Raw genomic sequence first — 20,655 nt, 5'->3', positions numbered from 1 at the left:
GGGCCTTGACGAGACTTACGAACCGACCTTGCGCTTGTTCCACACGTCGAAGCCGACCGCGGCCAGCAGTACCAGTCCCTTGATGACCTGCTGCCAGTCGGAGCCGATGCCGACGAGGTTCATACCGTTGTTCAGCACGCCCAGGACGAGACCACCGATGATCGCGCCGAGGACCGTGCCCACGCCGCCGCTCATCGACGCACCGCCGATGAACGAGGCCGCGATCGCCTCCAGTTCGAAGTTCAGACCGGCCTTGGGCGAGGCCGCGTTGAAGCGGGCGGCGAAGACCAGACCCGCCAGGGCCGCGAGCATGCCCATGTTCAGGAAGACCAGGAAGGTGACCTTCTTGTCCTTCACACCCGACAGCTTGGCCGCCGGGAGGTTGCCGCCGATCGCGTAGATGTGACGGCCGATGACCGCGTTGCGCATCAGGTAGCCGAAGCCGGCGACCAGGACGCCGAGGATCAGCAGGACCACCGGGGCGCCCTTGTAGCTGGCGAGCAGCATGGTGACGGTGGCGACGGCGGCGATCAGCGCGACGAGCTTGAGGAGGAAGAGGTTGCGCGGCAGTACGTCGAGGGAGAACTCCGTCTGCCGCTTGCGGTCGCGGGTCTCCTTGACCACCACGAACGCGATCAGCCCGATGCCCAGCAGCAGGGTCAGGTTGTGGTAGTTCGTGTGGGGGCCGACCTCGGGCAGGAAGCTGTTGGCGACCTTCTGCAGACCCTCGGGGAACGGGCCGATCGTCTGGCCCTTGAGGAAGATCTCGGTCAGACCGCGGAAGGTCAGCATGCCCGCCAGGGTCACGATGAACGACGGTATGCCGAGATACGCGATGAGGAACCCTTGCGCGGCGCCCGCGGCGGCGCCCATGGCCAGACACAGCACCAGCGCGATCGGCCAGGAGATGTTGTGGTTGACCATCAGCACGGCTCCCACCGCGCCCACGAACGCCGTCAACGAGCCGACCGACAGGTCGATGTGGCCCGCGATGATGACGAGCATCATGCCGATCGCGAGGATCAGGATGTAGCTGTTCTGCAGCACCAGGTTGGAGACGTTGCGCGGCAGCAGCAGGTCGCCGTTGGTCCACACGGCGAACAGCACCACGATCAGACCGAGGGCGAACAGCATGCCGTACTGCCGCATGTTGCGGCGCATGCCGTCCAGCATCAGCTGAAGCAGGCTCTCGTCCGTGGCCGAGCCGCTCTTGCCGGGCGGCGCCGGGGCCGGCGTCTTGGCGGTCACATCCGTGCTCATCGGGTTACCTCTTTGTCCTTCGTCATCTGGCGCATCAGCGTTTCCTGCGAGGCCTCCGCCCGCGAGAACTCACCCGTCAGCCGTCCTGCGGCCATCGTGTAGATGCGGTCGCACATTCCGAGCAGCTCCGGGAGCTCGGAGGAGATGAAGACGACCGCCTTGCCCTCGGCCGCCAGCTTGTCGATGACCGTGTAGATCTCGAACTTGGCGCCCACGTCGATCCCGCGGGTCGGCTCGTCGAGGATCAGCACCTCGGGGCCCGCGAAGATCCACTTGCTGAGGACGACCTTCTGCTGGTTGCCGCCCGACAGCTTGCCCACCGGCTCGAAGACGGTCGGCGCCTTGATGTTCATGGACTTGCGGTAGCCCTCGGAGACCTGCCGCTCCTCGTGCTCGTCGACGATCCCGCGCTTTGCCACCTTGCCCAGGGCACTGAGCGTGATGTTGCGGTTGATGGTGTCGATGAGGTTGAGGCCGTAGTGCTTGCGGTCCTCGGTGACGTACGCGATGCCGTGTCCGACCGCTTCGGACACGGTCTTCGTACGGATCTCCTTGCCGTCCCGGAGCACCGTGCCGCCCGCGTACCGGCCGTAGGTGCGTCCGAAGACGTTCATCGCCAGTTCGGTGCGTCCGGCGCCCATGAGCCCCGCGATACCGACGATCTCCCCGCGCCGCACGGAGATCGACACATCGTCAACGACCTTGCGCTGCTGGTCGATCGGGTGGTACACGGTCCAGTCGCGGACCTCCAGGGCGGGCGCGGCGCCCTCCTCCGGGTGGTGCGGCGTCCGCTCCGGGAAGCGGTGTTCGAGGTCGCGGCCCACCATGCCGCTGATGATCCGGTCCTCGGTGGTCTCCGGGGCCTTCACGTCGAGGGTCTCGATGGTCCGCCCGTCGCGCAGGATGGTCACCGAGTCCGCGACCCGCTCGATCTCGTTCAGCTTGTGGGAAATGATGATCGAGGTGATGCCCTGGTTCTTCAACTCCAGGATGAGATCGAGGAGTTTGCCGCTGTCCTCGTCGTTCAGGGCGGCCGTCGGCTCATCGAGGATGAGCAGCTTCACCTGCTTCGACAGCGCCTTCGCGATCTCCACGAGCTGCTGCTTGCCCACGCCGATGTCGGCGACGCGGGTCTGCGGGTTCTCGTCGAGCTCGACCCGCCGCAGCAGCTCGGAGGCGTGCCGCAGCGTCTCGGTCCAGCTGATGAGCCCGCGGGTGGCGTGCTCGTTGCCGAGGAAGATGTTCTCCGCGATGGAGAGGTAGGGCACCAGCGCCAGTTCCTGGTGGATGATCACGATGCCGCGGTGCTCACTGGCCCTGATGTCCTTGAACGAGCAGACCTCGCCCTCGAAGAGGATGTCCCCCTCGTAACTCCCGTGCGGGTGAACGCCGGAGAGGACCTTCATCAAGGTCGACTTGCCGGCGCCGTTCTCCCCGCAGATGGCATGGACCTCGCCCTGCTGGACGGTCAGAGTGACGTCCGACAGCGCCTTGACGCCGGGAAAGGTCTTGACGATCGAGCGCATTTCCAGGACGGGTCCCGCCATGGTCGTGCCTTCCAATCACTAGAGGGTGGCGGTTACTTGAGGTCGCTGTCCTTGTAGTAGCCGGTGCCGACCAGTTCCTTCTCGTAGTTGGTCTTGTCGACGCTGACCGGCTGGAGCAGGTAGGCGGGGACGACCTTGGTGCCGTTGTCGTACGTCTTGGTGTCGTTGAGCTCGGGCTTGTTGCCCTTGAGGGCCGCGTCGACCATGCCCGAGGCCACCGTCGCCAGCTTGCGGGTGTCCTTGTAGACGGTCTGCGTCTGCTCGCCCGCGATGATCGACTTCACCGAGGCCAGCTCGGCGTCCTGGCCGGTGACGACCGGCAGCGGCTTGCTCTTGGAGCCGTAGTCGTCCGACTTCAGCGAGGAGAGGATGCCGATGGAGATGCCGTCGTAGGGCGAGAGCACCGCGTCGACCCGGGCGCTCTTGTACGACGAGGTCAGGATGTCGTCCATGCGCTTCTGGGCGGTGCCGCCGTCCCAGCGCAGGGTGGTGACCTGGTTCAGCGCGGTCTGGCCGGACTTGACGACGAGCTGCTTCTTGTCGATGTACGGCTGCAGGACCTTCATCGCGCCGCCGAAGAAGTACTTCGTGTTGTTGTCGTCGTTCGAGCCGGCGAAGAGCTCGATGTTGAACGGGCCCTTCTTGGAGCCGTCCGCGAGACCGAGCTTCTGCAGGATGTAGTTGCCCTGGAGCTCGCCGACCTTCGAGTTGTCGAAGGACGCGTAGTAGTCGACGTTCTTGGTGCCGAGGATCAGTCGGTCGTAGGAGATCACCGGGATCTTGGCGTCGGCGGCCTGCTGGAGCACGTTGTTCATCGACTTGTTGTCGATGGCCGCGATGATCAGGGCCTTCACACCCTGCGTGATCATGTTCTCGATCTGCGAGACCTGCGTGTCGGGGTCGTCCTCGCCGAAGGCCAGCTTGGTCTTGTAGCCCTTCGACTGAAGGTCCTTGACCACGTTGTTTCCGTCGCCGATCCAGCGCTCGGAGGACTTGGTCGGCATCGAGATGCCGATCGTGGCGCCCTTGGTGCTCCCCGAGGAGTCCTTGCTGCCGCCGTCGCTGTTCTGGCCGCAGGCGGTGAGCGTGAGGGCGAGGGAGGCTGCGCCGGCTATGGCGGTGAGGGCAGCTCTGCGGTTACGCATGATCATCATCCTTGATGTCTCGGACCGGCTCGGTCTCGCGTTACGGGGATGCTCCGAGAGCGTTGCGAGGGAAAGACCGAGTAGAGGTGTGTGGGATTGTGCGCGGCTGTGTCGGCTTGTGTGAAGGGGGTTTGTGCGAACGTTATGAGGTGGTGTTGAAGCGCGTGAGAGTTCCGGGCAGCCGGGATCCGAGCGGCGCCATGTCGCCGTCCGCTCCGTGCCGCGCGAGCAGGTCCAGGGCGAGCCGGCCGCGACGCACCCGTTCCTTGGCGGTGTTCAGGGTCAGGTCCCTCAGGTGGTGCCCGTACGGGTAGATTCCGGGGGCTTTGGACAGGCCGAACTTGAGGTACAGCGGTGCGCCGCGTCGGATCAGCTCGGCGACCTCGTACATCCGCACATAGCCGCCGAGGTCGTCGGGGGCCTCGATGTACATGTCCATCGGAGCGGCCGAAACTCGCCGTATCTCGGTGAGATGATCGAGCGTCAGATCGCTCGGCACGTTGATGGAGTCCGCGCCGAGGTTCTCGTACACCGCGTACGAGGCCGGGTTGACCGGGCCCACCAGTGCCGAGAGTTTGAGAGTCGTGTCGGCCGGGATGATCCCCGCCGCGCGCGCCCGGTGCAGGGTCCACAGCACGCCCTCGTCGGCGACGAGGAGGCACTTGACGCCCAACTCCGTAGCCCGGACGGCGTCTTCGACACAGCCGGCCACCGCGTCGTGGCCGCGGGCCCGCAGGCCGCCGCCACGCGAGTCCGAGCGCACCGAACCGCCGATGTCCCAGGTGCCGCGCGGTCCGGTGAACAGGCAGAGCTCGATGTCCCGTTCACCGGTGGCCTCGACCATCTCGGTGATCTCGGCGTCGGTCAGCATCCAGACACCGCTGCCCTGGCTGATCCGGTGGATCGGTACGTCGAGCCGCGAGGACTCCTTGAGGACCACGGCCAGGGCTTCGGGCCCCTCCACGGAGGGAACCTCGGTGCGCCAGCGGCCGCCCCCCGGGAAGGTGTGCGGCGAGGCGTCGGCGGGAGAGAGGGCGGGCGCGCCCAGGCCGAGCGCGGCGAGCGCCTGCTCACCGGGTCGACGGGCTGCCGTAGGGGCGGCGTCGGTCACTGGCTGTCCTTCGTGATCGAGGGTGGCGCGTACAGATGTGGTGCGCGTACAGAAGTGGTGCGTGTGGCGCGTGTACTGATGTGGTGCGCGTACCGGCATGTTCGATATGTCGAACGAGGTTCGCGTTCTTGGGTGCGCGGAGCCTGGGTGGTACGCCGGTACGGAGCCGTCAGGTAACTCCGTACCGGCGTACGGCTTGGGGGACTACGGCTTCAGCAGGACCTTTCCGACCTTGGGGTCGCCGGACCCCACCAACTCGATGGCCTGCGCGAACTCGGCGAGCGGCAGCTCGTGCGTGACCAGCGGCAACGGACTGAGCAGCCCCGCCCCGAAGACCCGCACGGTGTGCGCCCAGGCCGCCGGCGGCGCCCCGAACACGGTGTGCACCTCCAGCTGCCGTACGACGAGATCGGTGGGGTCGAGCCCCTCCGCACCCGGCGCCGGGATCCCCGTGAGGACCAGGCGTCCGCCGCGCCTCAGCAGGGAGGCGGCGGTGCGCGCGGCGGACGCGGACCCGGCGGTCTCGATGACGACGTCGAAGTCGTCGGGGAGTTCCTGGTCCTTCGTACGGAAGTCGGTGGCGCCGAAGTCCTTCGACAGCGCCGCCCGGTCCGGCCGCGTCCCGACCACGAGCAGCTCCGCCGGAGAGTTCGCCTTCAGGAACTGGATCGCGAACATCCCCAGCGTGCCGGTCCCGACCACGGCGACCCGCTCACCGGGCCGGGCGTTCGCCTTCAGCGCGGCGGCCGCGATGCAGGCGGCGGGCTCCAGGAGGGCCGCCGCCGTCAGGTCGGCGTCGTCCGGCAGCACGTGCAGCAGCCGGGCCGGGAGGGTCAGCGTGGTCGCCATCGCGCCCGGCTGGGTGAACCCGGTCTCCTCGTACCCCGCCGTGCACAACGTTGTCTCGCCCGCGTGGCAGCGGTCGCAGACCTGGCAGTTGCGGAAGCCTTCACCGACGACCTTGCGTCCGACGATCGACTCCGGCACGCCGGCCCCGACCGCCTCGACGGTCCCCGACCACTCGTGGCCGGGCGTGAGCGGATAGCGGACGTACCCGTCGGGGCGGTTGCCCTGGTAGACCTCGCGGTCGCTGCCGCACATGCCCACGGCGTGGACCCGGACCAGGGCCTCACCGGCGCCCGGCCGCACCGGCGCGTGCTCGATCAGCCGGTGCTCGCCCGGCGCCTCGACGACGACCGCGGTGCTCACGCGGTCCCCTTGGGCTTGCGCTGTTCCCAGCCGTCGGCCCAGAGATCGAAACGGGCCTGCTGCTGCGGGAACTCGGCCGCCGCGTCGACGTCCAGCTCGACTCCGAGACCGGGCTCGTGGGACAGCTCGAAGTAGCCGTCGACGACCTGCGGGGCGCCCTTCACGACCTTCTTGATCTCCGCGTCCGCGAAGTCGTTGAAGTGTTCGAGGATCTTGAAGTTGGGGGAGGTGAAGCCGACTTGGAGGGAGGCGGCGGTGAGGACCGGGCCACCGACGTTGTGCGGCGCGACGAGGACGTAGTGCGCCTCGGCGGTGGCGGCCAGCTTCCGCGTCTCCCAGATGCCGCCGATGTGGCCGACGTCGGGCTGGATGATGTCCACGGCCTGGCTCTCGAAGAGCTCGCGGAACTCGATGCGGTCGTGGATGCGCTCACCGGTCGCGACCGGGATGTCCACCTTGGCGGCGACCTTCTCCAGGGCCTTCAGGTTCTCCGGCGGGACCGGCTCCTCCAGCCACGCGGGCTTGAAGGGCGCGAGCTCGCGGGCGAGCCGGACGGCGGTGGAAGGGGAGAACCGGCCGTGCATCTCCAGCATCAACTCGGCCTCGGGGCCGATCGCGTCGCGCACGGCCTCGATCAGCGAGACGGAGTAGAGCGTCGCCTCGTGGTCGAGCTCGAAGTGCCCGGTCCCGAAGGGGTCGATCTTCAGCGCCTTGTACCCGCGCGCCACGACCTCCTGGGCGGCCTTGTGGTAGGCCTCCGGAGTTCGCTCGGTCGTGTACCACCCATTGGCGTAGGCCTTGACCTTGTCGGTGACCTTGCCGCCGAGCAGCTGCCACACGGGGACGCCGAGGGCCTTGCCCTTGATGTCCCAGCAGGCCATCTCGATGACCGCGATGCCGGACATCACGATCTCGCCGGCGCGCCCGTAGTCGCCGTACTTCATCCGTCGGACGAGGTCCTCGACAGCGAACGGGTCGGAGCCGAGAATGTGATTGGCCTCCGCCTCTCGCAGATAGCCGATCAGCGCGTCGGTGTGGCCCAGCATGCGGGTCTCGCCGACTCCGGTCAGGCCCTCGTCGGTGTGCACCTGGACGTAGGTCAGGTTGCGCCAGGGCGTCCCGACCACGTGTGTGCTGATTCCCGTGATGCGCACGGCAGTTGCCCCCTGTGCTCTTGCGGCTCTGTTCGAAATTTCGTCACACGTTCGAAATGCTGGCGTGACAGTAAGGACGTGGCCCCTGGAGTGTCAATGGGTCGAACGGAACGGTCGGCGATGGATTTTGCCGGTATGCCTCGGCTCGTCGCGCGCGCGATGCTGCGAACGGGGAGCGCGGCGCGCCGGAACAGGCAGTTCCCTACATAACTTTCACAGCTGTGACTATGCACGTTACCTGTGAGGAACTTAGTCTTCCGGCGTCATGGACTACTGCGACCCGTGCCGACGGCACCTCAACGGCGCCCTTGCCTGCCCGGGGTGCGGCACCTCCGCCGAACAGCTCCGCACGCATGCGGAGGAGACCGACATGCGTGCCGGAACGGGCGCTGGGGCGGTCGATGCCGGCGTCGACTCGTTGTACGAGGGCGACAACGACGACGAGGATCACGGCGACGACGAGGACGGCGAGGGGGAGCGGTCCGGGCGGGCCGCTGCCCGGCGGCGGAACCGTGGGCGAGGCCGGGGCCGGGACTCGGAGGGGCCCGGCGGTGCGAGCCGGCGGGACCGGAAGGCCGCTGCGCACCGTCGGCGGCGGCGTCGGGTGCTGCTCGTCGTCGCGGGGTTCGTGCTGGCGGCGGGTGGGCTGAGTCTCGCGGAGCTCGGCATGGACGGGCCGGGGCTGTTGCCGAAGCCGGCCGCGGCCGGGGGTGAGTCGGCGGACGGATCGGCGACCTCGGACGCCGGGACGGCGCGGCCGATCACCGACGCGGGGGGTTCGTCCGGTGGTACGTCGGCTGCGACGGCCTCTCCGGACGCGTCGGCGTCTCCCTCCGCTTCCAAGTCCGCCAAGGATGACAAGTCCAAGGACGACAAGAAGAAGGACACGCAGGGGCAGTCGGCCACGGCGGGTACGGGTGTGGTGCCGTCCGCGACGTCCGGCCCCGTGTCCTCCACTCCGCCGAAGTCGTCCCCCAAGCCGACGGCCGCGCCGACCTCGGCCGCGCCGTCACCGTCGCCTTCACCTTCACGGTGCAACCGTTTCCTGTGGTGGTGCACGTAGGAGGTTCCGTGGTCTTGTCGGCTGCGGGTGCGTGGGGGTCGCTCGCGCAGTTCCCCGCGCCCCTGAGACGGGGCTTCGCCCCGAGCTTTTAGGGGCGCGGGGAACTGCGCGGCCGGCCCCCACCGGCCCGCACCCGAGAACTACGGCGTGAGCATTCTCTGCAGGAGGTCCCGGAGGGACAGGCGCTCCTCGGTGGAGAGGCCCGCCAGGGGCTCGCGGGCGAAGTTGAGCGCGTCGCGGAGGGAGCGTGCGACACGCCGGCCCTCCTCCGTCGCCGCGGCCAGCTTCACACGCCGGTCGGACGGGTCGGGGCGCCGCTCGACCAGACCCCGCGCCTCCAGCCGGTCCACGATCCCGGTCACGTTCGACGGCTCGCACTTCAGCTTCTGGGCGAGCCGCCGCATCGGCAGCGGCTCCAGGGAGAGCAGGCTCAGAAGTCGCGCCTGCGCCCCGGTCAGCGCATGCTCGGCGGCAGCCTCCTCGTACTCCTCGTGATAGCGGGCCACGACCGTGCCGATGAGTTCCACGACCTCAAGGGTCAGCGTGTCGATTCGGGCTGTTCTTTGCGTGGCCATGGGCTCCAGGTTACTCCGTTACTTGACATCATGAAATATTGAGGAGCATGGTTGTTTCAGGTACTGAAGCATTAGAGCCGTCGTCGCACGTACCCGTGCATGCACGTAGGAAAGGCACCCCCTCATGACCGAGACCCAGCTCCCCGCCGTCAACCGCGAATGGCACCTGGTCAGCCGCCCGGTCGGCTGGCCGAAGCCCGAGGACTTCGCCCTGGTCGAGGCCGAGGTCCCGCAGCCGGGGGAGGGCCAGGTCCTCGTACGGAACGCGTACGTGTCCGTCGACCCGTACATGCGCGGCCGCATGAGCGCCGCCAAGTCCTACGTCGCCCCCTTCGAGCTGGGCAAGGTCATGCAGGGCGGCGCGGTCGGTGAGGTCATCGCCTCCAACGCCGAGGGCATCGAGGTCGGCGACCACCTCCTGCACTTCTTCGGCTGGCGCGAGTACGCCGTCGTGGACGCCAAGCAGGCCGTCAAGGTGGACCCGCAGGCCGCGCCGCTGTCGACGTACCTCGGCGCCCTCGGCATGACCGGACTCACCGCCTACGCGGGCCTCCTGCGCACCGCCGCCTTCAAGGAGGGCGACTCCGTCTTCGTGTCGGGTGCGGCCGGCGCCGTCGGCAGCCAGGTCGGACAGATCGCCAAGCTCAAGGGCGCCTCGCGCGTCATCGGCTCCGCCGGCTCCGACGAGAAGGTCAAGCTGCTCGTCGAGGAGTACGGCTTCGACGCCGCCTTCAACTACAAGAACGGGCCGGTCAGCGAGCAGCTGCGCGCCGCCGCCCCCGACGGCGTCGACGTCTACTTCGACAACGTGGGCGGCGACCACCTGGAGGCGGCCATCGGCTCCCTCAACCGGGACGGCCGCATCGCCGTCTGCGGCATGATCTCGGTCTACAACAGCACCGAGCCCGTCCCCGGCCCGAAGAACCTCGCCCGCCTCATCCAGACCCGCGGCCGCATCCAGGGCTTCCTGGTCGGCGACCACTACGACCTCCAGGCGCAGTTCGTGCAGGAGGTCGGCGCCTGGGTCCGCTCCGGCGAGCTCAAGTACAGCGAGACGGTCCTCGAGGGCATCGAGAACAACCTGGAGGCGTTCTTCGGCGTCCTGCGCGGCGACAACGTCGGCAAGATGATCGTCAAGCTCTGACCCTCCGGTCCTCTGACCCTCCGGTCCTCTGGTCCTCTGGTCCTCCGGCTCTCTGGAGAGGCTGTCGCTGGACTTTCGGCATACGGTAACTTCTTTCCGAAACCGTCGCGATCGTGGGCGCGAGTTGCGGCGGACCAAGGAGGAACGCACCGTATGTCCATCCAGCAGACCGATGTCCTCTACACCGCCGTCGCCACCGCCGAGAACGGTCGCGACGGCCGGGTCGCCACCGACGACGGCAGGCTCGACGTCGTCGTGAACCCGCCCAAGGAGATGGGCGGCAGCGGCGCCGGGACCAATCCGGAGCAGCTCTTCGCCGCCGGGTACAGCGCCTGCTTCCAGGGCGCCCTCGGCGTCGTCGCCCGCCAGGAGAACGCCGACGTCTCCGGTTCGACGGTCACCGCGAAGGTCGGCATCGGCAAGAACGAGGACGGGTTCGGGATCATCGTGGAGATCTCCGCGACGATCCCGAACGTCGACGGGGCCACCGCACGGGACCTCCTCGAAAAGGCCCACCAGGTCTGCCCCTACTCGAAGGCGACCCGCGGCAACATCACCGTGACGCTCGTCTGACGGCGCTCGTTGTGCAGGGCAAAGGCCGCACCCCAGGACGTGGGGTGCGGCCTTTGCCCTGTCGTGGGAGACGGTCGGCAGTGTCCTACGAGACGGTCAGCAGTGCCCTTCCCACCTGCGGGAACTCCCCCTTCGGATGGTCGCGGAAGAGCGGTTCCGTACCGAAGAGCACGGCATGGGGACCGCTGACGACAGCGGCCTGGCCGCCGGCGGCCGCAGGCCCTCCCGTCCCGTCCGCCAGCGGGCGCCAGTGGCCGGAGACGAGCGGATCACCAGGCGCGTACGCCTGCTCCACGCGCACCCCCGGGCCGAGATCGGTGAACCAGACGGGCGCGTAGACGAAGGCGTGGTCGGGCGCGTTCGCGGTGAGCGGCCCGCCCGAATTCACCACCCGCACCACACCGTTGGCGTCACCGTTGCCCTCCACCTGCCGCACCGCCAGCAGCCCGGCCCCCGAGTTGAGCGCGGCTCCGACGGCCCCGCGGCCGACGAGACCGTGGGTGTGGAGGAAGGCGTCCAGCGCCGCCTGCGCGCCCGCGTTCAAACGGGCGTGGTCGAGCTCCGACGACACGAACAGCACCTCCACCGCGGACCAGTCGAAGCCCGCGTTCAGGACGGCCGTCGACACCGGCACGACGTCGAAGTTCATCTCCCGCAGCGCGAAGAGCTCACCCGGGGTGACGGCCGCGGCGACGCGGACGCGGTGCAGGGGAGTTCCCCGCCCGTCCCCGGCCGCCTCCGTCGCATCGAAGGCGACGTCGTACGTACGGGCGAGAGCGGCGGCCCGCGCCCGCGCCGACCCCGGCACGACGACACTGCCGTCCGCGAGCTGCCGTACCGAAACCCCCTGCCCGAGAAGAGAGTTGAGGGCGGCGATCTCCTGCGGGGTGTCGAGACGCAGCCGCAGATCGCCGCGCGGGGCGACGTACCCGACATGCGTGGCGGCTTCGACCCGGCGGGCGGCCACGGCGGACAACCCCCCGCTCCGTACGGGCACGACCGTCGCACCCCACAACCGGCCCAGACTCCAGCCCGAGATGTCGTACATCACCGACACCTTGTCACTGATGTCCCGCCCGTCGGCCAGCATCACATTGGCCAGACCGCGTTTGGGCTGGTGCAGGTCGACGACGTACGAGCCCTTCGCGTACGACCGTCCGGCCAGCCGGAAGTCGCGGATCGCGCGCGTGACGCGGACGTCGTTGGCGAGGAGGTGGTCGACGAGGCGGGCGGCGGCCGTCGCCGAACGCTGGGCGCCGCCCGCCGGGATCACGTAGGCACGCGGGAAGTCGGTCGTGTAGACGTCCTCGGGACCGATGCCCGGCACCCCCGGCACCGTCTCCGCCGAGACCGGTACCTGGGCCGCGCCCGTCGCGCCGCGCCGGAAGACCTCGATCTGGTCGGCGATGATCGAGACGCGGTGGTTCTGGGCGTAGGCCAGGGTCGCGCGCATGGCCGCGCCGGCCACGTCCACGTTGATGGCGGACCGGCGCCGGAGCTCTGCCACGGGCAGGGTGTCGTATTCCGAGTTGTTCACCGCCAGCGGGATCTCCACGGTGTGCGCGGCGACCGCGCCGTGGAACGCCTGGTACTGGGGCGTGAAGATCGGCGGCCAGTCGTCCCAGCCCTCCTGCTGGTCGCGGAAGGGGATCTGGGCGGGCTCGACACCGTCCTTCGCGGGGGTGTAACCGAGGCCGTTGACGGCGGCCTCCATACCGAGGGCGTTGGCGTAGGTGTTCTTGAGGAACAGGTCGTACTCGTAGTTCTCGCCGTGCGGCGGGGTCGTCGGCTCGATCAGGGTGCCGTTGACGTACCCGTGCAGGTCGAGCATCACGGCCGGCTGCTTGTCGATGGCGATCTGGCGGATCGCGCGCGCCTCGGGCTGCGAGGCGGTGATGAAGTCCCGGTTCAGATCGAAGCCGTTGGCGTTGGCGCGGGTGCCCGCGATCCGGCCGTCCGGGTTCGCCGTGATGTTGAAGTAGAGACGGTTGTGGGCGAGGAGGTCGGTCGTCCGCGTGTCCTTCGCGCTCGCGAGCCGCTCGATGAGCTTGAGGGCGGCGTCGGTGCCCTCCCACTCGTTGCCGTGGATGTTGTTGTTGAAGAAGACCGGCGTCTTGTACGTCGCCTTGACGGCCGGGTCCTTCGCCGCGGCCTGCGGCGCGTTCTCGATCAGCTCGCGCATCCGCTCCTGGGCGAGGGACTGGCGGGCGGACTCCGGCGCGGTGACGGTGACCAGGTACAGCCGGTGACCGCCGGCCGAGCGGCCCGCCACCTCCACGCTGACACGGTCGCCGAGCCTTTGCAGGGCGTTCAGCTTCGGGGCGATGGCGTGGTACGGGGTGAGGCCCAGCTTGATGGACTTGTCCGCCGGGTTCTCCGGGTCGGGGGAGAGGACCTGCTCGCGCGGATAGCCACGGCGGGGGGAGGCGGGGCCGGAGTCGGACAGGTCGGTGACGGGGCTGGTGAGGGCGTTGCGGGCGGCGTTCGCCGGGGCCTTGGCGGCGACCGGGGGCTGGTCCGCCCCTTCGCGGCCGGCCCCTTCACGGACAGGGGGGTTGCGGTCCGCGGTGGCGCTGTGCGGGGCGAGGAGAAGCGATCCGGTCGCGGCGGTGAGGACAGTGGCGATCAGGACGGGTCTCGGTAGGCGCACGCGTCGTACCTCCGGTGGGGGCCTGAGATCGGTACGGGTGGGTGGGGCACGGGTCGGTAGGGCACGGTTCGGTAGGGCGTACAGGTCGGTAGGGCGAGGTGTACCTGTTCGACTCTTCCGCAACAAGAGGGCGTTGGTGCCACGGCGGCTCCCCTGGACGCCATGGATGCCACGGATGGGGCATCGCCGACGGTCCGGAGGGGGCATGCTGAGGCCATAGGACGCCACAGGAGGCCGGCGGGCGGGTCCAGGTGGCGAGGTGCCGTGCGTGGCCAGGAGGGCTCATGTCCCCGATTCCGTCGCTTCCCAGCATCCCCGGCATCCCCAGCAGGGATGACGTGTTGCGCATGGCGCGCAGCACGACCGACATCACCGGCCAACTCCTCGACACGGCCGGGAACATCACCAGAATCGCCCTCAACACCCTCGACCCCCGGGACGGGTCGGGGGCGGAGGCGCTGCGTGTGCTCCGGGAGACGACGGCGGAGCTGGCGGAGGCGAGTGCGTCTCCGCAGGCGCAGGAGGCGTTCTACCGGATCGTGGACACGCTGACGCGGCTCGGGACGAGTGGGGCGCCGCTCGCGGTGCATCCCGTGAGCCGGCCCGCGCAGGCGTTGCTGGCCGCGCTGGGGGACAGTCTGCTGCCGATCCTCGACGCGGTGGAGCCCGCGGTGCAGGAGGCGGCGGACGCGCTGGGGGACTTGATGGAGGCGGGGTCGCCGTTGCTGCCCGCGGTGGCCGGGGTGGCGGCGGGGGCGCTGCTCGCTCTGACACCGGTGATACGGGCGGCGGCGGACGTGTTGCGCGACTCTTCGCCCGAACTCCGGCGTATCGCGGACGCGTTGACCTCGGCGCTGGCTCCGTTGCTGCCGCTTCAGGTGGCGCTGGCCGAGCGGGCGGCCGCGGCGGGGGTGGGGGTGGTGCGGGCCGCGCTGCCGCCGCTCGCCGACCTCACGGAGGCGGCGGCGGCCACGACGAACGCGGTCCGGCCGGTGCTGGTCGCCGGCGAGGAGTTCCTTGTCTCCGGCCTCGAACACCTACAGCCCCTGCTCCTGGCATCGGCGTCACGGACGGGGCGGCTGGCTCGGGCGGCGGCGGTGCGGGTGTCCGCGGCGGTGTCGCCTGCGGCGGAGCGGGGGCTGGTGGTGGCGGTGACCCCGGCCTAGCCTCCGCCCTCGCCCACGGACCGGCGGGGGCTGCGCCCCGCGTCCCCGGGCCGTCCGGATTGGTTCGGCTGCGGGCTCGTGGGGGCTGGTCGCGCAGTTCCCCGCGCCCCTGGGGCGGGGCTGCGCCCCGCATTCCCGGCTGTCCGGATTCGTTCGGCCGCGGGCTCGTGGGGGCCGGTCGCGCGGTTCCCCGTGCCCCTTAAGGCCTGGGGGCGTGCGGCGTTCGTAGGTGGGACCGAAGGCCGCTGCCCCACCCGGCCCCCGGGCCCGCGCCTTCCCCCGTTCACCCCACCCACCCTGGTCCGCGCCATCCAGCCCGTCCGGCGTTTGAGGACGAGGACGGAGGCCGAGCCCCGCCCACCCCGGCCCGCATCACTCAGCCCGTCCGGCGATTGAGGACGAGGCCGTTCAGGCCGACGGGGGTCCGGGGCGCAGCCCCGGCGGGGTGGAAGGGGCGGAGCCCCTGGGATGGGTCGGGTAGGGGCGGCGGGGGCGAGGGGAAGGGGGCGAGCCCCGGTAAAGTTCAGGCCATGCGTGATCTCGGGGCGGGGTTCGGTTATCTCATACAGGGCCAGCGATGGGTGGCACGGCACGGGAAGCAGTACGGGTTCGGACTGCTGCCGGGCCTGATCACCCTCGTGCTGTACGCGGCAGCGCTCGTCACCCTCGCCCTGTACGGCGAGGACTTCGTCACCTGGTCCACCCCCTTCGCCGACGACTGGTCCAGCCCCTGGCCGGGCCTCTTCCGCGGCTTCCTGACCGCCGTACTCTTCGCCCTCGCCCTCCTCCTCGCCGTCCTCACCTTCACCGCCGTCACCCTCCTCATCGGCCAGCCCTTCTACGAGTCCCTCTCGGAGAAGGTCGACAGGGACGTCTCCCCGGACGGCACGGCCCCGGAGTCGGGCCTCCCGCTCTGGCGCGAGCTGTGGATCTCCGCGCGAGACAGCCTCCGCATCCTCGTGCGGGCCGCCGTCTGGGGCGTCCTTCTCTTCGCGCTCGGCTTCCTCCCGTTCATCGGCCAGACCGTCGTCCCCGTGATCGGCTTCTTCGTCACCGGCTTCTTCCTCACGGAGGAGCTGACCGCCGTCGCTCTCCAGCGCCGGGGCGTCGGCCTCCGCGACCGCCTCACCCTGCTCCGCTCCCGCAAGACGCTGGTCTGGGGCTTCGGCACCCCGCTGGGCCTCGCCTTCCTGGTCCCGTTCGTCGCCGTCTTCCTGATGCCGGGCGCGGTCGCGGGCGCCACACTGATGGCCCGCGACCTGCTCGACGAGGAGACGGGCGAGCCGGACGACGACCACGACCACCACGGCGGCCACGACCACCACGGCGGCCACGACAACCACGAAGAACGCGCCGCCGCGTGACCGGGACCCCCGCCGGCCCCGGCATCACCCCCGCGTCCGCCCCGTCCCCCTGACGGCCGACGCGCTCGCGTCCGCGGCCACCGTCACGATCGCCCGCACCTGGGCGATGATGTCCAGCCGGTTCTGAACGAACTCGGGGTCCGTGACCGTCCCCGTCGCCGGGTCCGTGTTGCCCGCGCCGAACTGCAGTACGGGTGTGTGGACATGCCCGCCGGGCAGGCTGTCGTGCAGTCCGAGGCGGTCGCGCAGCAGCGTCGCGCGGTAGGCGATCTCGTTGGAGAGGTAGTCCCCGCCGCCCCCGGCGCGGGCCGTCGAACCCGGAGTCGGGCCGTCGGGGCGTACGACCGGATCGGTGCCGCCCGCCGGAATCTCGGTCACCGAGGTGTGGTCGTACACGGGGAAGCGGCCCGTGGCCGCGGCCACGATCCGCGCGTACGGGAGCGTCGTCGACGTCCATTGCGGCTGCGAGGCCGGGTCGGTGACGGGGATCGTCTCGGTGCGGGAGACGTTCTCGTTGTCCGGGAAGCCGCCCCGCCAGGCCCCGTTGGTCCGTTCCACATCGAAGCGCCCGACGCGGCCCTGGCTCACCGTGGTGAACAGATTCACGCGCGGGAGCTGGCGGCGCAGTGTCCGCTCCACCGTACCCTGGGCGAAGTCCTGCCAGCGGACCGGGAACACGGCGGTCTCGATGCGCGCCGGGCCGTCCGCGGTCTGGATCGTCGTGCCGTCCAGGGCGAGGGCGGTGGCCCCGGACGGGTTGGAGATCCGGACGTCGCGGTCCAGCGTGAACGGGTCGAACCCGGTGAGCAGGATCCGCTTCACGCCCTTGGCGCGCGCATAGCGGATGGCGTTCTCGCCGCGCGAGTTCTCCTCCAACTCGGCCAGAAGTTCGGCGCGTTGTGTGTCGGTGAGATCGAACTCCGGCTCCCACTGGCGCACTTCGCGCGTCATGCCCAGCCGCGCCCAGTACAGCGGCCGGTCGTCGTCCCGGCTCAGGTCGCCACCCGCCGGGCCCCGCCCCTGCGCCCGGTCGACGGCCCGCTGCCACAGCCGCGCCCCCTGCCGTACGACGACACGCTCGGCCTGCCCGAACGAGCCCGCCCGCTCCAGCGCCCGCGCGAACCCGGGGGCCACCGTGTCGAATCCGGAGCGCCGCAGGATCTCCTGGGGAGCGGCCCGGTCGAGGCGCTGTTCCTCGACGGTGGCGGGGGCCGCCGCTGCCGCCGACGCGGTGGGCGCCGCGGCCAGGCCGCCCACCAGGGCCAGTCCGAGTACGCCTGCACCGAGCCGAACGCGTATGTAGGTCAAGGGAGTTCATGCCTTCCGTCGCCGTGGGGTGCTGCCGGACGGCCGCAGTATCGCGTGACGGAGGGGACGTGCGCCATGAGGTGTGGCACCGGCAGCCGAAGTGGCTGGGGCGGCGAGTGGCTCAGGTGGGCAGGTGGGTCGCCGCCTCCCGCAGTGCCCCCAGGAACGCCTGCGCCGCCGGTCCCAGCGACCGGCCCCGCGCCGTCGCCGCGTACACCGCCCGCGCCGGCGCCTCCTCGTCGCGCACCGGAAGCAGCGCGATGTCCGGGCGTACGGACTCGGCGGCGAGCGCCGGTACCAGGGTCACTCCGAGCCCGGCGGCGACGTACCCCTGCTTGGCCGTCCACTCGGCCACGACATGCGCGACGCGCGGGCGGAAGCCGTGCCGCAGGGCCGCGTCCAGGAGGGTGCCCTCGGGGCGCGAGGAGCCGGATATCCAGTCCGCGTCGGCGAGTTGGGGGAGACGGACGGAGGGCTCGGCGGCGAGCGGATGGCCCGCGGGGACGGCGACGTACAGGGACTCGTCGAGGAGGTGGTGCAGGGTGTACGGGTCCAGCGGGGCGCGGCCCGTCGTGGAGACGATCGCCAGGTCGAGGCCGCCCGCGGAGAGCCGCTCCAGGAGCACGGGCGTCAGGCCCTCCTCGCGGGTGAGCCGCACCCCCGGATGGCGCACCCGGAACGCGGCGATGGCACGGGGCACGAGCGCGGCGTCGGCCGTGGCGAACGCGCCGAAACGCAGCCGGCCGCCCGCGACCCGCCGCAGCGCGGCCAGTTCGCGGTCCGCGCCATGCAGCCGCTCGACCACCGCCTCGGCGTGCGGCACGAGGACCCGCCCGGCCTCCGTCAGCCGTACGCCCCGAGGAAGCCGGTCGAAGAGCGGGGCTCCGCCGAGCGCCGACTCCAGCGAGGAGATCTGCCGGGACACCGCGGACTGTGTCCAGCCGAGGGTCCGCGCGGCCACCGTGAACGAACCGTGCCGGGCGACCTCAAGGAAGACCCGCAGCCAGGTGGTGGAGAGGCCGGGTACGGCATGCGGGTTGGGCATGAGAGCCATGCTAGACATTCGCTTGTCGCATCACGTGGGCCCGCCTAGCGTCGAAGGCATGGAAAAGATCGCATTCCTCGGGCTCGGGCACATGGGCGCCGCCATGGCGCGCCGGCTCCTCGCCGCGGGATTCCCGCTGACCGTCTGGAACCGCACCGCCGAGAAGGCCGAGCCGCTGGTCGCCGAGGGCGCCACCCTCGCCGCGTCCCCGGCCGAGGCCGTACGGGACGCGGACGTGGTGATCAGCATGCTCGCCAACCCGGCCGCGCTCGACGCGGTCGCGGACGCCATCGTGCCGGAGCTGCGCCGGGGCACCACCTGGGTGGAGATGTCGACCGTCGGCCCCGAGGTGGTCAAGGAACTCGCCGCCCGGCTCGGGGAGGGCGTGACGTTCGTCGACGCGCCCGTGGCGGGCAGCACGGACAAGGCGGCCGCCGGGCAGCTCCGCATCCTCGCGGGCGGCGAGCTGACGGGCGTCGGGCACGTGCTCGTCCATATGGGCACCGTCACCCGCACCGGCCCGCTGGGCTCCGGCGCCGCGCTCAAGCTCATCGTCAACACGGCCCTGCTCGGCGGGGTCGCCCTCGTCGCCGAGACCATGGCCCTCGCGGACAAGCTCGGCATCGACGAGAAGGTGGCGCGCACCGCGCTCGCGAACGGCCCGCTCGGCGGCGCCGTCGGCCGCGCCTTCGCCGAGGACGTGCACTTCGCCACCGCGCTCGCCGCCAAGGACGTCGCCCTCGCCACGAAGGTCGCCGAACTTCCCGTACTTGAAGCGGTGTTGGAGCACTACAAGCGTGCCGCCGCCGATCCCGCCGTCGCCGGCGCGGACATCGCGAAGGCCGTCGAACGCATCCGCCGCTCCGCCTGAGAGGGCCTCCCATGCAGATCACGCTCGACAACCCGCCCTCGGCGCCCGGTCCCGCCAACGGCTACTACTCCCAGGTGGCCCGGGTCGAACTGCCGGGCGCGGGAGCCCTGTTGTACCTCTCCGGACAGGTCGCGGACGGCGCCGACCTCACCGAACAGAGCCGCGGGGTCTTCGAGACCATCGACGCCCTGCTGGGGGCGCACGGGGCGGGCCTGGCGGACATCATCAACATCCGTACGTATCTGACGGACATCACCCAACTCCCCGCCTACGGTGCGGTACGCGCCCAGTACCTCACCGGTGCCCCGCCCACCAGCATGACCTTCGAGGTCTCCCGTCTCTTCAAGCCGGAGGCGCTCATCGAGATCGAGGTCGTGGCCGCCGTACCGGCCCCGCGTGACGCACACGGGCCGGAGTGATCCCTTCCGGGTGATACTGCCGCCCATGAAGGCAGCGAACCTGGGCGTCCTCTTCCTCATCGAACTCGGCGCCCTCGCGGCCGTCGGGTACTGGGGCTTCACCCGCGACGCGGCGACGCCGCTGACCTGGCTCCTCGGCCTGGGTGCCCCGGCCGTACTCATCACACTGTGGGCGCTGTTCGGCTCGCAGAAGGCGTCGTACAAGACGCGCGGCGCGGTCCGCGTCGGTTTCGAACTGCTCTGGTTCGGGGCCGGTGTGGCCGCGCTGGCCTTCGCCGGGGTCTACGGGTGGGCGATCGCCTTCGCCGCCGTCTGCGCGGTGAGCAAGACGCTGGCCGTGATCTGGCGCCAGTAGCGCAGACAGCGGCGCAGGCGGTGACGGTGACGGTCGGGTTCAGTCCTCGCCGAGCAGCGCGAGGAAGTCCCGGAACGCCCCCGGCATGTCCACCGACTCCGGGTCCAGGAGCCACTGGAACTGGAGGCCGTCCATGACCGCCACCAGCAGCGGAGCGGTGCGCTCCGGCGTGAGCCCGTTCGGCAGCCGCTGCCCGTACTCGGCGCGCAGCACCGCCGCCATGCTCGCGCGCACCCGCGCGTACCGCTCGGTGAAGTACTCGCGCGCAGGGTGTCCCTCGGTGACGCTCTCGCCGAGCAGTGCCGAGAACGTCTGGATGATCCCGGGCCGCATGGCGTTGTACTCGACCAGTGAGGCGAGCAGGTCGACCCGCCACTGGGTGTCGGGCACGGCGTCCCACTGGTCCCGCTCCTCGAGCACCGCGACGAGCAGCGCGTCCTTCGTCGGGAAGTAGTGCAGCAGCCCCTGCTGCGTCAGCCCCACGCGCTCCGCGACCGACGCCATGCTCGCGCCCCGGTAGCCGCGTTCGGCGATCACCTCCAGGGCCGCCCGGACGATCTCGGCGCGCCGCTCCTCGCTTCTGGCCCTGGTGCTCATGGCGTCACCGTACGGCATGAGCATACCCGTAATATAACGAAGAAATAACGAAACCTACTGCTTTACAGGTAGCGGATGCAGGATGGACGCGCAGACCGA

General features: G+C 70.3%; 19 protein-coding genes. 8 read left to right on the top strand and 11 right to left on the bottom strand.

The window, feature by feature from the left end; all coding sequences use genetic code 11:
• Positions 1 to 15: 15 nt before the first annotated feature.
• The 6 genes from mmsB to ACFZDJ_RS04010 form a co-directional block, all read right to left on the bottom strand.
• Positions 16 to 1,260 carry a multiple monosaccharide ABC transporter permease gene (gene mmsB / locus ACFZDJ_RS04035; protein ID WP_168508494.1) on the bottom strand — a complete coding sequence of 415 codons (1,245 nt, stop codon included), beginning with the start codon at positions 1,258 to 1,260 and terminating at the stop codon, positions 16 to 18.
• A complete protein-coding gene (mmsA, locus tag ACFZDJ_RS04030; RefSeq protein WP_391056822.1) occupies positions 1,257 to 2,807 on the bottom strand; it encodes a multiple monosaccharide ABC transporter ATP-binding protein in 1,551 nt (516 codons plus the stop codon). The genes mmsB and mmsA overlap by 4 nt, the downstream gene beginning before the upstream one ends.
• Before the next feature lie 32 nt (positions 2,808 to 2,839).
• Positions 2,840 to 3,952, bottom strand: a complete 1,113-nt coding sequence (gene chvE, locus ACFZDJ_RS04025; RefSeq protein WP_351831178.1) for a multiple monosaccharide ABC transporter substrate-binding protein — start codon at positions 3,950 to 3,952, stop codon at positions 2,840 to 2,842.
• Between the two features lie 142 nt (positions 3,953 to 4,094).
• Positions 4,095 to 5,063, bottom strand: coding sequence for a hypothetical protein (locus tag ACFZDJ_RS04020; RefSeq protein WP_385373263.1), 969 nt, complete (start codon positions 5,061 to 5,063; stop codon positions 4,095 to 4,097).
• Between the two features lie 204 nt (positions 5,064 to 5,267).
• Positions 5,268 to 6,272, bottom strand: a complete 1,005-nt coding sequence (locus ACFZDJ_RS04015) for an alcohol dehydrogenase catalytic domain-containing protein (protein WP_391055916.1) — start codon at positions 6,270 to 6,272, stop codon at positions 5,268 to 5,270.
• The gene (locus ACFZDJ_RS04010; RefSeq protein WP_101405356.1) at positions 6,269 to 7,426 is read right to left on the bottom strand and encodes a mandelate racemase/muconate lactonizing enzyme family protein; all 1,158 of its coding nucleotides are present in this window, start codon (positions 7,424 to 7,426) and stop codon (positions 6,269 to 6,271) included. The genes ACFZDJ_RS04015 and ACFZDJ_RS04010 overlap by 4 nt, the downstream gene beginning before the upstream one ends.
• Before the next feature lie 265 nt (positions 7,427 to 7,691).
• Here ACFZDJ_RS04010 and ACFZDJ_RS04005 point away from each other — a divergent pair, with 265 nt between their 5' ends.
• Positions 7,692 to 8,489 (top strand): hypothetical protein, encoded by a 798-nt coding sequence (locus tag ACFZDJ_RS04005; RefSeq protein WP_390927674.1) that lies wholly within the window; start codon positions 7,692 to 7,694, stop codon positions 8,487 to 8,489.
• A 140-nt stretch (positions 8,490 to 8,629) separates the two neighbouring features.
• Here the strand turns inward: ACFZDJ_RS04005 and ACFZDJ_RS04000 are convergent, their stop codons facing one another.
• Positions 8,630 to 9,064 carry a MarR family transcriptional regulator gene (locus ACFZDJ_RS04000; protein ID WP_391055914.1) on the bottom strand — a complete coding sequence of 145 codons (435 nt, stop codon included), beginning with the start codon at positions 9,062 to 9,064 and terminating at the stop codon, positions 8,630 to 8,632.
• Positions 9,065 to 9,188: 124 nt separating this feature from the next.
• Between ACFZDJ_RS04000 and ACFZDJ_RS03995 the strand changes: the two genes are divergently transcribed.
• Both ACFZDJ_RS03995 and ACFZDJ_RS03990 read left to right on the top strand, forming a co-directional pair.
• Positions 9,189 to 10,208 (top strand): zinc-binding dehydrogenase, encoded by a 1,020-nt coding sequence (locus ACFZDJ_RS03995; RefSeq protein WP_391055911.1) that lies wholly within the window; start codon positions 9,189 to 9,191, stop codon positions 10,206 to 10,208.
• 153 nt (positions 10,209 to 10,361) lie between these two features.
• Complete coding sequence (locus tag ACFZDJ_RS03990; protein WP_060899264.1) at positions 10,362 to 10,781, top strand: organic hydroperoxide resistance protein; 420 nt, start codon at positions 10,362 to 10,364, stop codon at positions 10,779 to 10,781.
• 85 nt (positions 10,782 to 10,866) lie between these two features.
• Here the strand turns inward: ACFZDJ_RS03990 and ACFZDJ_RS03985 are convergent, their stop codons facing one another.
• Positions 10,867 to 13,431: a M14 family zinc carboxypeptidase gene (locus tag ACFZDJ_RS03985; RefSeq protein ID WP_391055907.1), complete on the bottom strand. Its 2,565-nt coding sequence runs from the start codon at positions 13,429 to 13,431 to the stop codon at positions 10,867 to 10,869.
• Between the two features lie 284 nt (positions 13,432 to 13,715).
• Here ACFZDJ_RS03985 and ACFZDJ_RS03980 point away from each other — a divergent pair, with 284 nt between their 5' ends.
• Entirely contained in the window at positions 13,716 to 14,597 is an 882-nt protein-coding gene (locus ACFZDJ_RS03980; RefSeq protein ID WP_391055905.1) for a hypothetical protein, read from the top strand.
• A gap of 530 nt (positions 14,598 to 15,127) precedes the next feature.
• Entirely contained in the window at positions 15,128 to 15,961 is an 834-nt protein-coding gene (locus tag ACFZDJ_RS03975) for an EI24 domain-containing protein (RefSeq protein WP_391055902.1), read from the top strand.
• Between the two features lie 24 nt (positions 15,962 to 15,985).
• Here the strand turns inward: ACFZDJ_RS03975 and ACFZDJ_RS03970 are convergent, their stop codons facing one another.
• Together ACFZDJ_RS03970 and ACFZDJ_RS03965 are read right to left on the bottom strand one after the other, a co-directional pair.
• Entirely contained in the window at positions 15,986 to 17,269 is a 1,284-nt protein-coding gene (locus tag ACFZDJ_RS03970; protein ID WP_391055899.1) for a pyroglutamyl peptidase, read from the bottom strand.
• Positions 17,270 to 17,390: 121 nt separating this feature from the next.
• Complete coding sequence (locus ACFZDJ_RS03965) at positions 17,391 to 18,323, bottom strand: LysR substrate-binding domain-containing protein (RefSeq protein WP_391055896.1); 933 nt, start codon at positions 18,321 to 18,323, stop codon at positions 17,391 to 17,393.
• 49 nt (positions 18,324 to 18,372) lie between these two features.
• Here ACFZDJ_RS03965 and ACFZDJ_RS03960 point away from each other — a divergent pair, with 49 nt between their 5' ends.
• The 3 genes from ACFZDJ_RS03960 to ACFZDJ_RS03950 are packed head-to-tail and all read left to right on the top strand — an operon-like array spanning position 18,373 to position 19,959.
• On the top strand, positions 18,373 to 19,185 hold the full coding sequence (locus tag ACFZDJ_RS03960; protein ID WP_390927689.1) for an NAD(P)-binding domain-containing protein: 813 nt from the start codon (positions 18,373 to 18,375) through the stop codon (positions 19,183 to 19,185).
• Positions 19,186 to 19,196: 11 nt separating this feature from the next.
• Complete coding sequence (locus ACFZDJ_RS03955; RefSeq protein WP_384905289.1) at positions 19,197 to 19,604, top strand: RidA family protein; 408 nt, start codon at positions 19,197 to 19,199, stop codon at positions 19,602 to 19,604.
• A gap of 25 nt (positions 19,605 to 19,629) precedes the next feature.
• The gene (locus ACFZDJ_RS03950) at positions 19,630 to 19,959 is read left to right on the top strand and encodes a DUF2568 domain-containing protein (RefSeq protein ID WP_390927691.1); all 330 of its coding nucleotides are present in this window, start codon (positions 19,630 to 19,632) and stop codon (positions 19,957 to 19,959) included.
• Positions 19,960 to 19,998: 39 nt separating this feature from the next.
• On the opposite strand, the gene ACFZDJ_RS03945 is transcribed toward ACFZDJ_RS03950, so the two are convergent.
• Positions 19,999 to 20,574, bottom strand: coding sequence for a TetR family transcriptional regulator (locus ACFZDJ_RS03945; RefSeq protein WP_390928674.1), 576 nt, complete (start codon positions 20,572 to 20,574; stop codon positions 19,999 to 20,001).
• Positions 20,575 to 20,655 lie beyond the last annotated feature (81 nt).

The organism is Streptomyces sp. NPDC007896 (assembly GCF_042959425.1).
Taxonomy (GTDB): domain Bacteria; phylum Actinomycetota; class Actinomycetes; order Streptomycetales; family Streptomycetaceae; genus Streptomyces.
This window is presented reverse-complemented; position numbering and strand designations above follow the sequence as displayed.

Excerpts from the sequence above, each read along its gene's own strand:
- mmsB (WP_168508494.1), bottom strand. The coding sequence starts at position 1,260 with ATGAGCACGGATGTGACCGCCAAGACGCCGGCCCCGGCGCCGCCCGGC.
- mmsA (WP_391056822.1), bottom strand. The coding sequence starts at position 2,807 with ATGGCGGGACCCGTCCTGGAAATGCGCTCGATCGTCAAGACCTTTCCC.
- chvE (WP_351831178.1), bottom strand. The coding sequence starts at position 3,952 with ATGCGTAACCGCAGAGCTGCCCTCACCGCCATAGCCGGCGCAGCCTCC.
- ACFZDJ_RS04005 (WP_390927674.1), top strand. The coding sequence starts at position 7,692 with ATGGACTACTGCGACCCGTGCCGACGGCACCTCAACGGCGCCCTTGCC.
- ACFZDJ_RS04000 (WP_391055914.1), bottom strand. The coding sequence starts at position 9,064 with ATGGCCACGCAAAGAACAGCCCGAATCGACACGCTGACCCTTGAGGTC.
- ACFZDJ_RS03995 (WP_391055911.1), top strand. The coding sequence starts at position 9,189 with ATGACCGAGACCCAGCTCCCCGCCGTCAACCGCGAATGGCACCTGGTC.
- ACFZDJ_RS03990 (WP_060899264.1), top strand. The coding sequence starts at position 10,362 with ATGTCCATCCAGCAGACCGATGTCCTCTACACCGCCGTCGCCACCGCC.
- ACFZDJ_RS03980 (WP_391055905.1), top strand. The coding sequence starts at position 13,716 with ATGTCCCCGATTCCGTCGCTTCCCAGCATCCCCGGCATCCCCAGCAGG.
- ACFZDJ_RS03975 (WP_391055902.1), top strand. The coding sequence starts at position 15,128 with ATGCGTGATCTCGGGGCGGGGTTCGGTTATCTCATACAGGGCCAGCGA.
- ACFZDJ_RS03965 (WP_391055896.1), bottom strand. The coding sequence starts at position 18,323 with ATGGCTCTCATGCCCAACCCGCATGCCGTACCCGGCCTCTCCACCACC.
- ACFZDJ_RS03960 (WP_390927689.1), top strand. The coding sequence starts at position 18,373 with ATGGAAAAGATCGCATTCCTCGGGCTCGGGCACATGGGCGCCGCCATG.
- ACFZDJ_RS03955 (WP_384905289.1), top strand. The coding sequence starts at position 19,197 with ATGCAGATCACGCTCGACAACCCGCCCTCGGCGCCCGGTCCCGCCAAC.
- ACFZDJ_RS03950 (WP_390927691.1), top strand. The coding sequence starts at position 19,630 with ATGAAGGCAGCGAACCTGGGCGTCCTCTTCCTCATCGAACTCGGCGCC.
- ACFZDJ_RS03945 (WP_390928674.1), bottom strand. The coding sequence starts at position 20,574 with ATGCCGTACGGTGACGCCATGAGCACCAGGGCCAGAAGCGAGGAGCGG.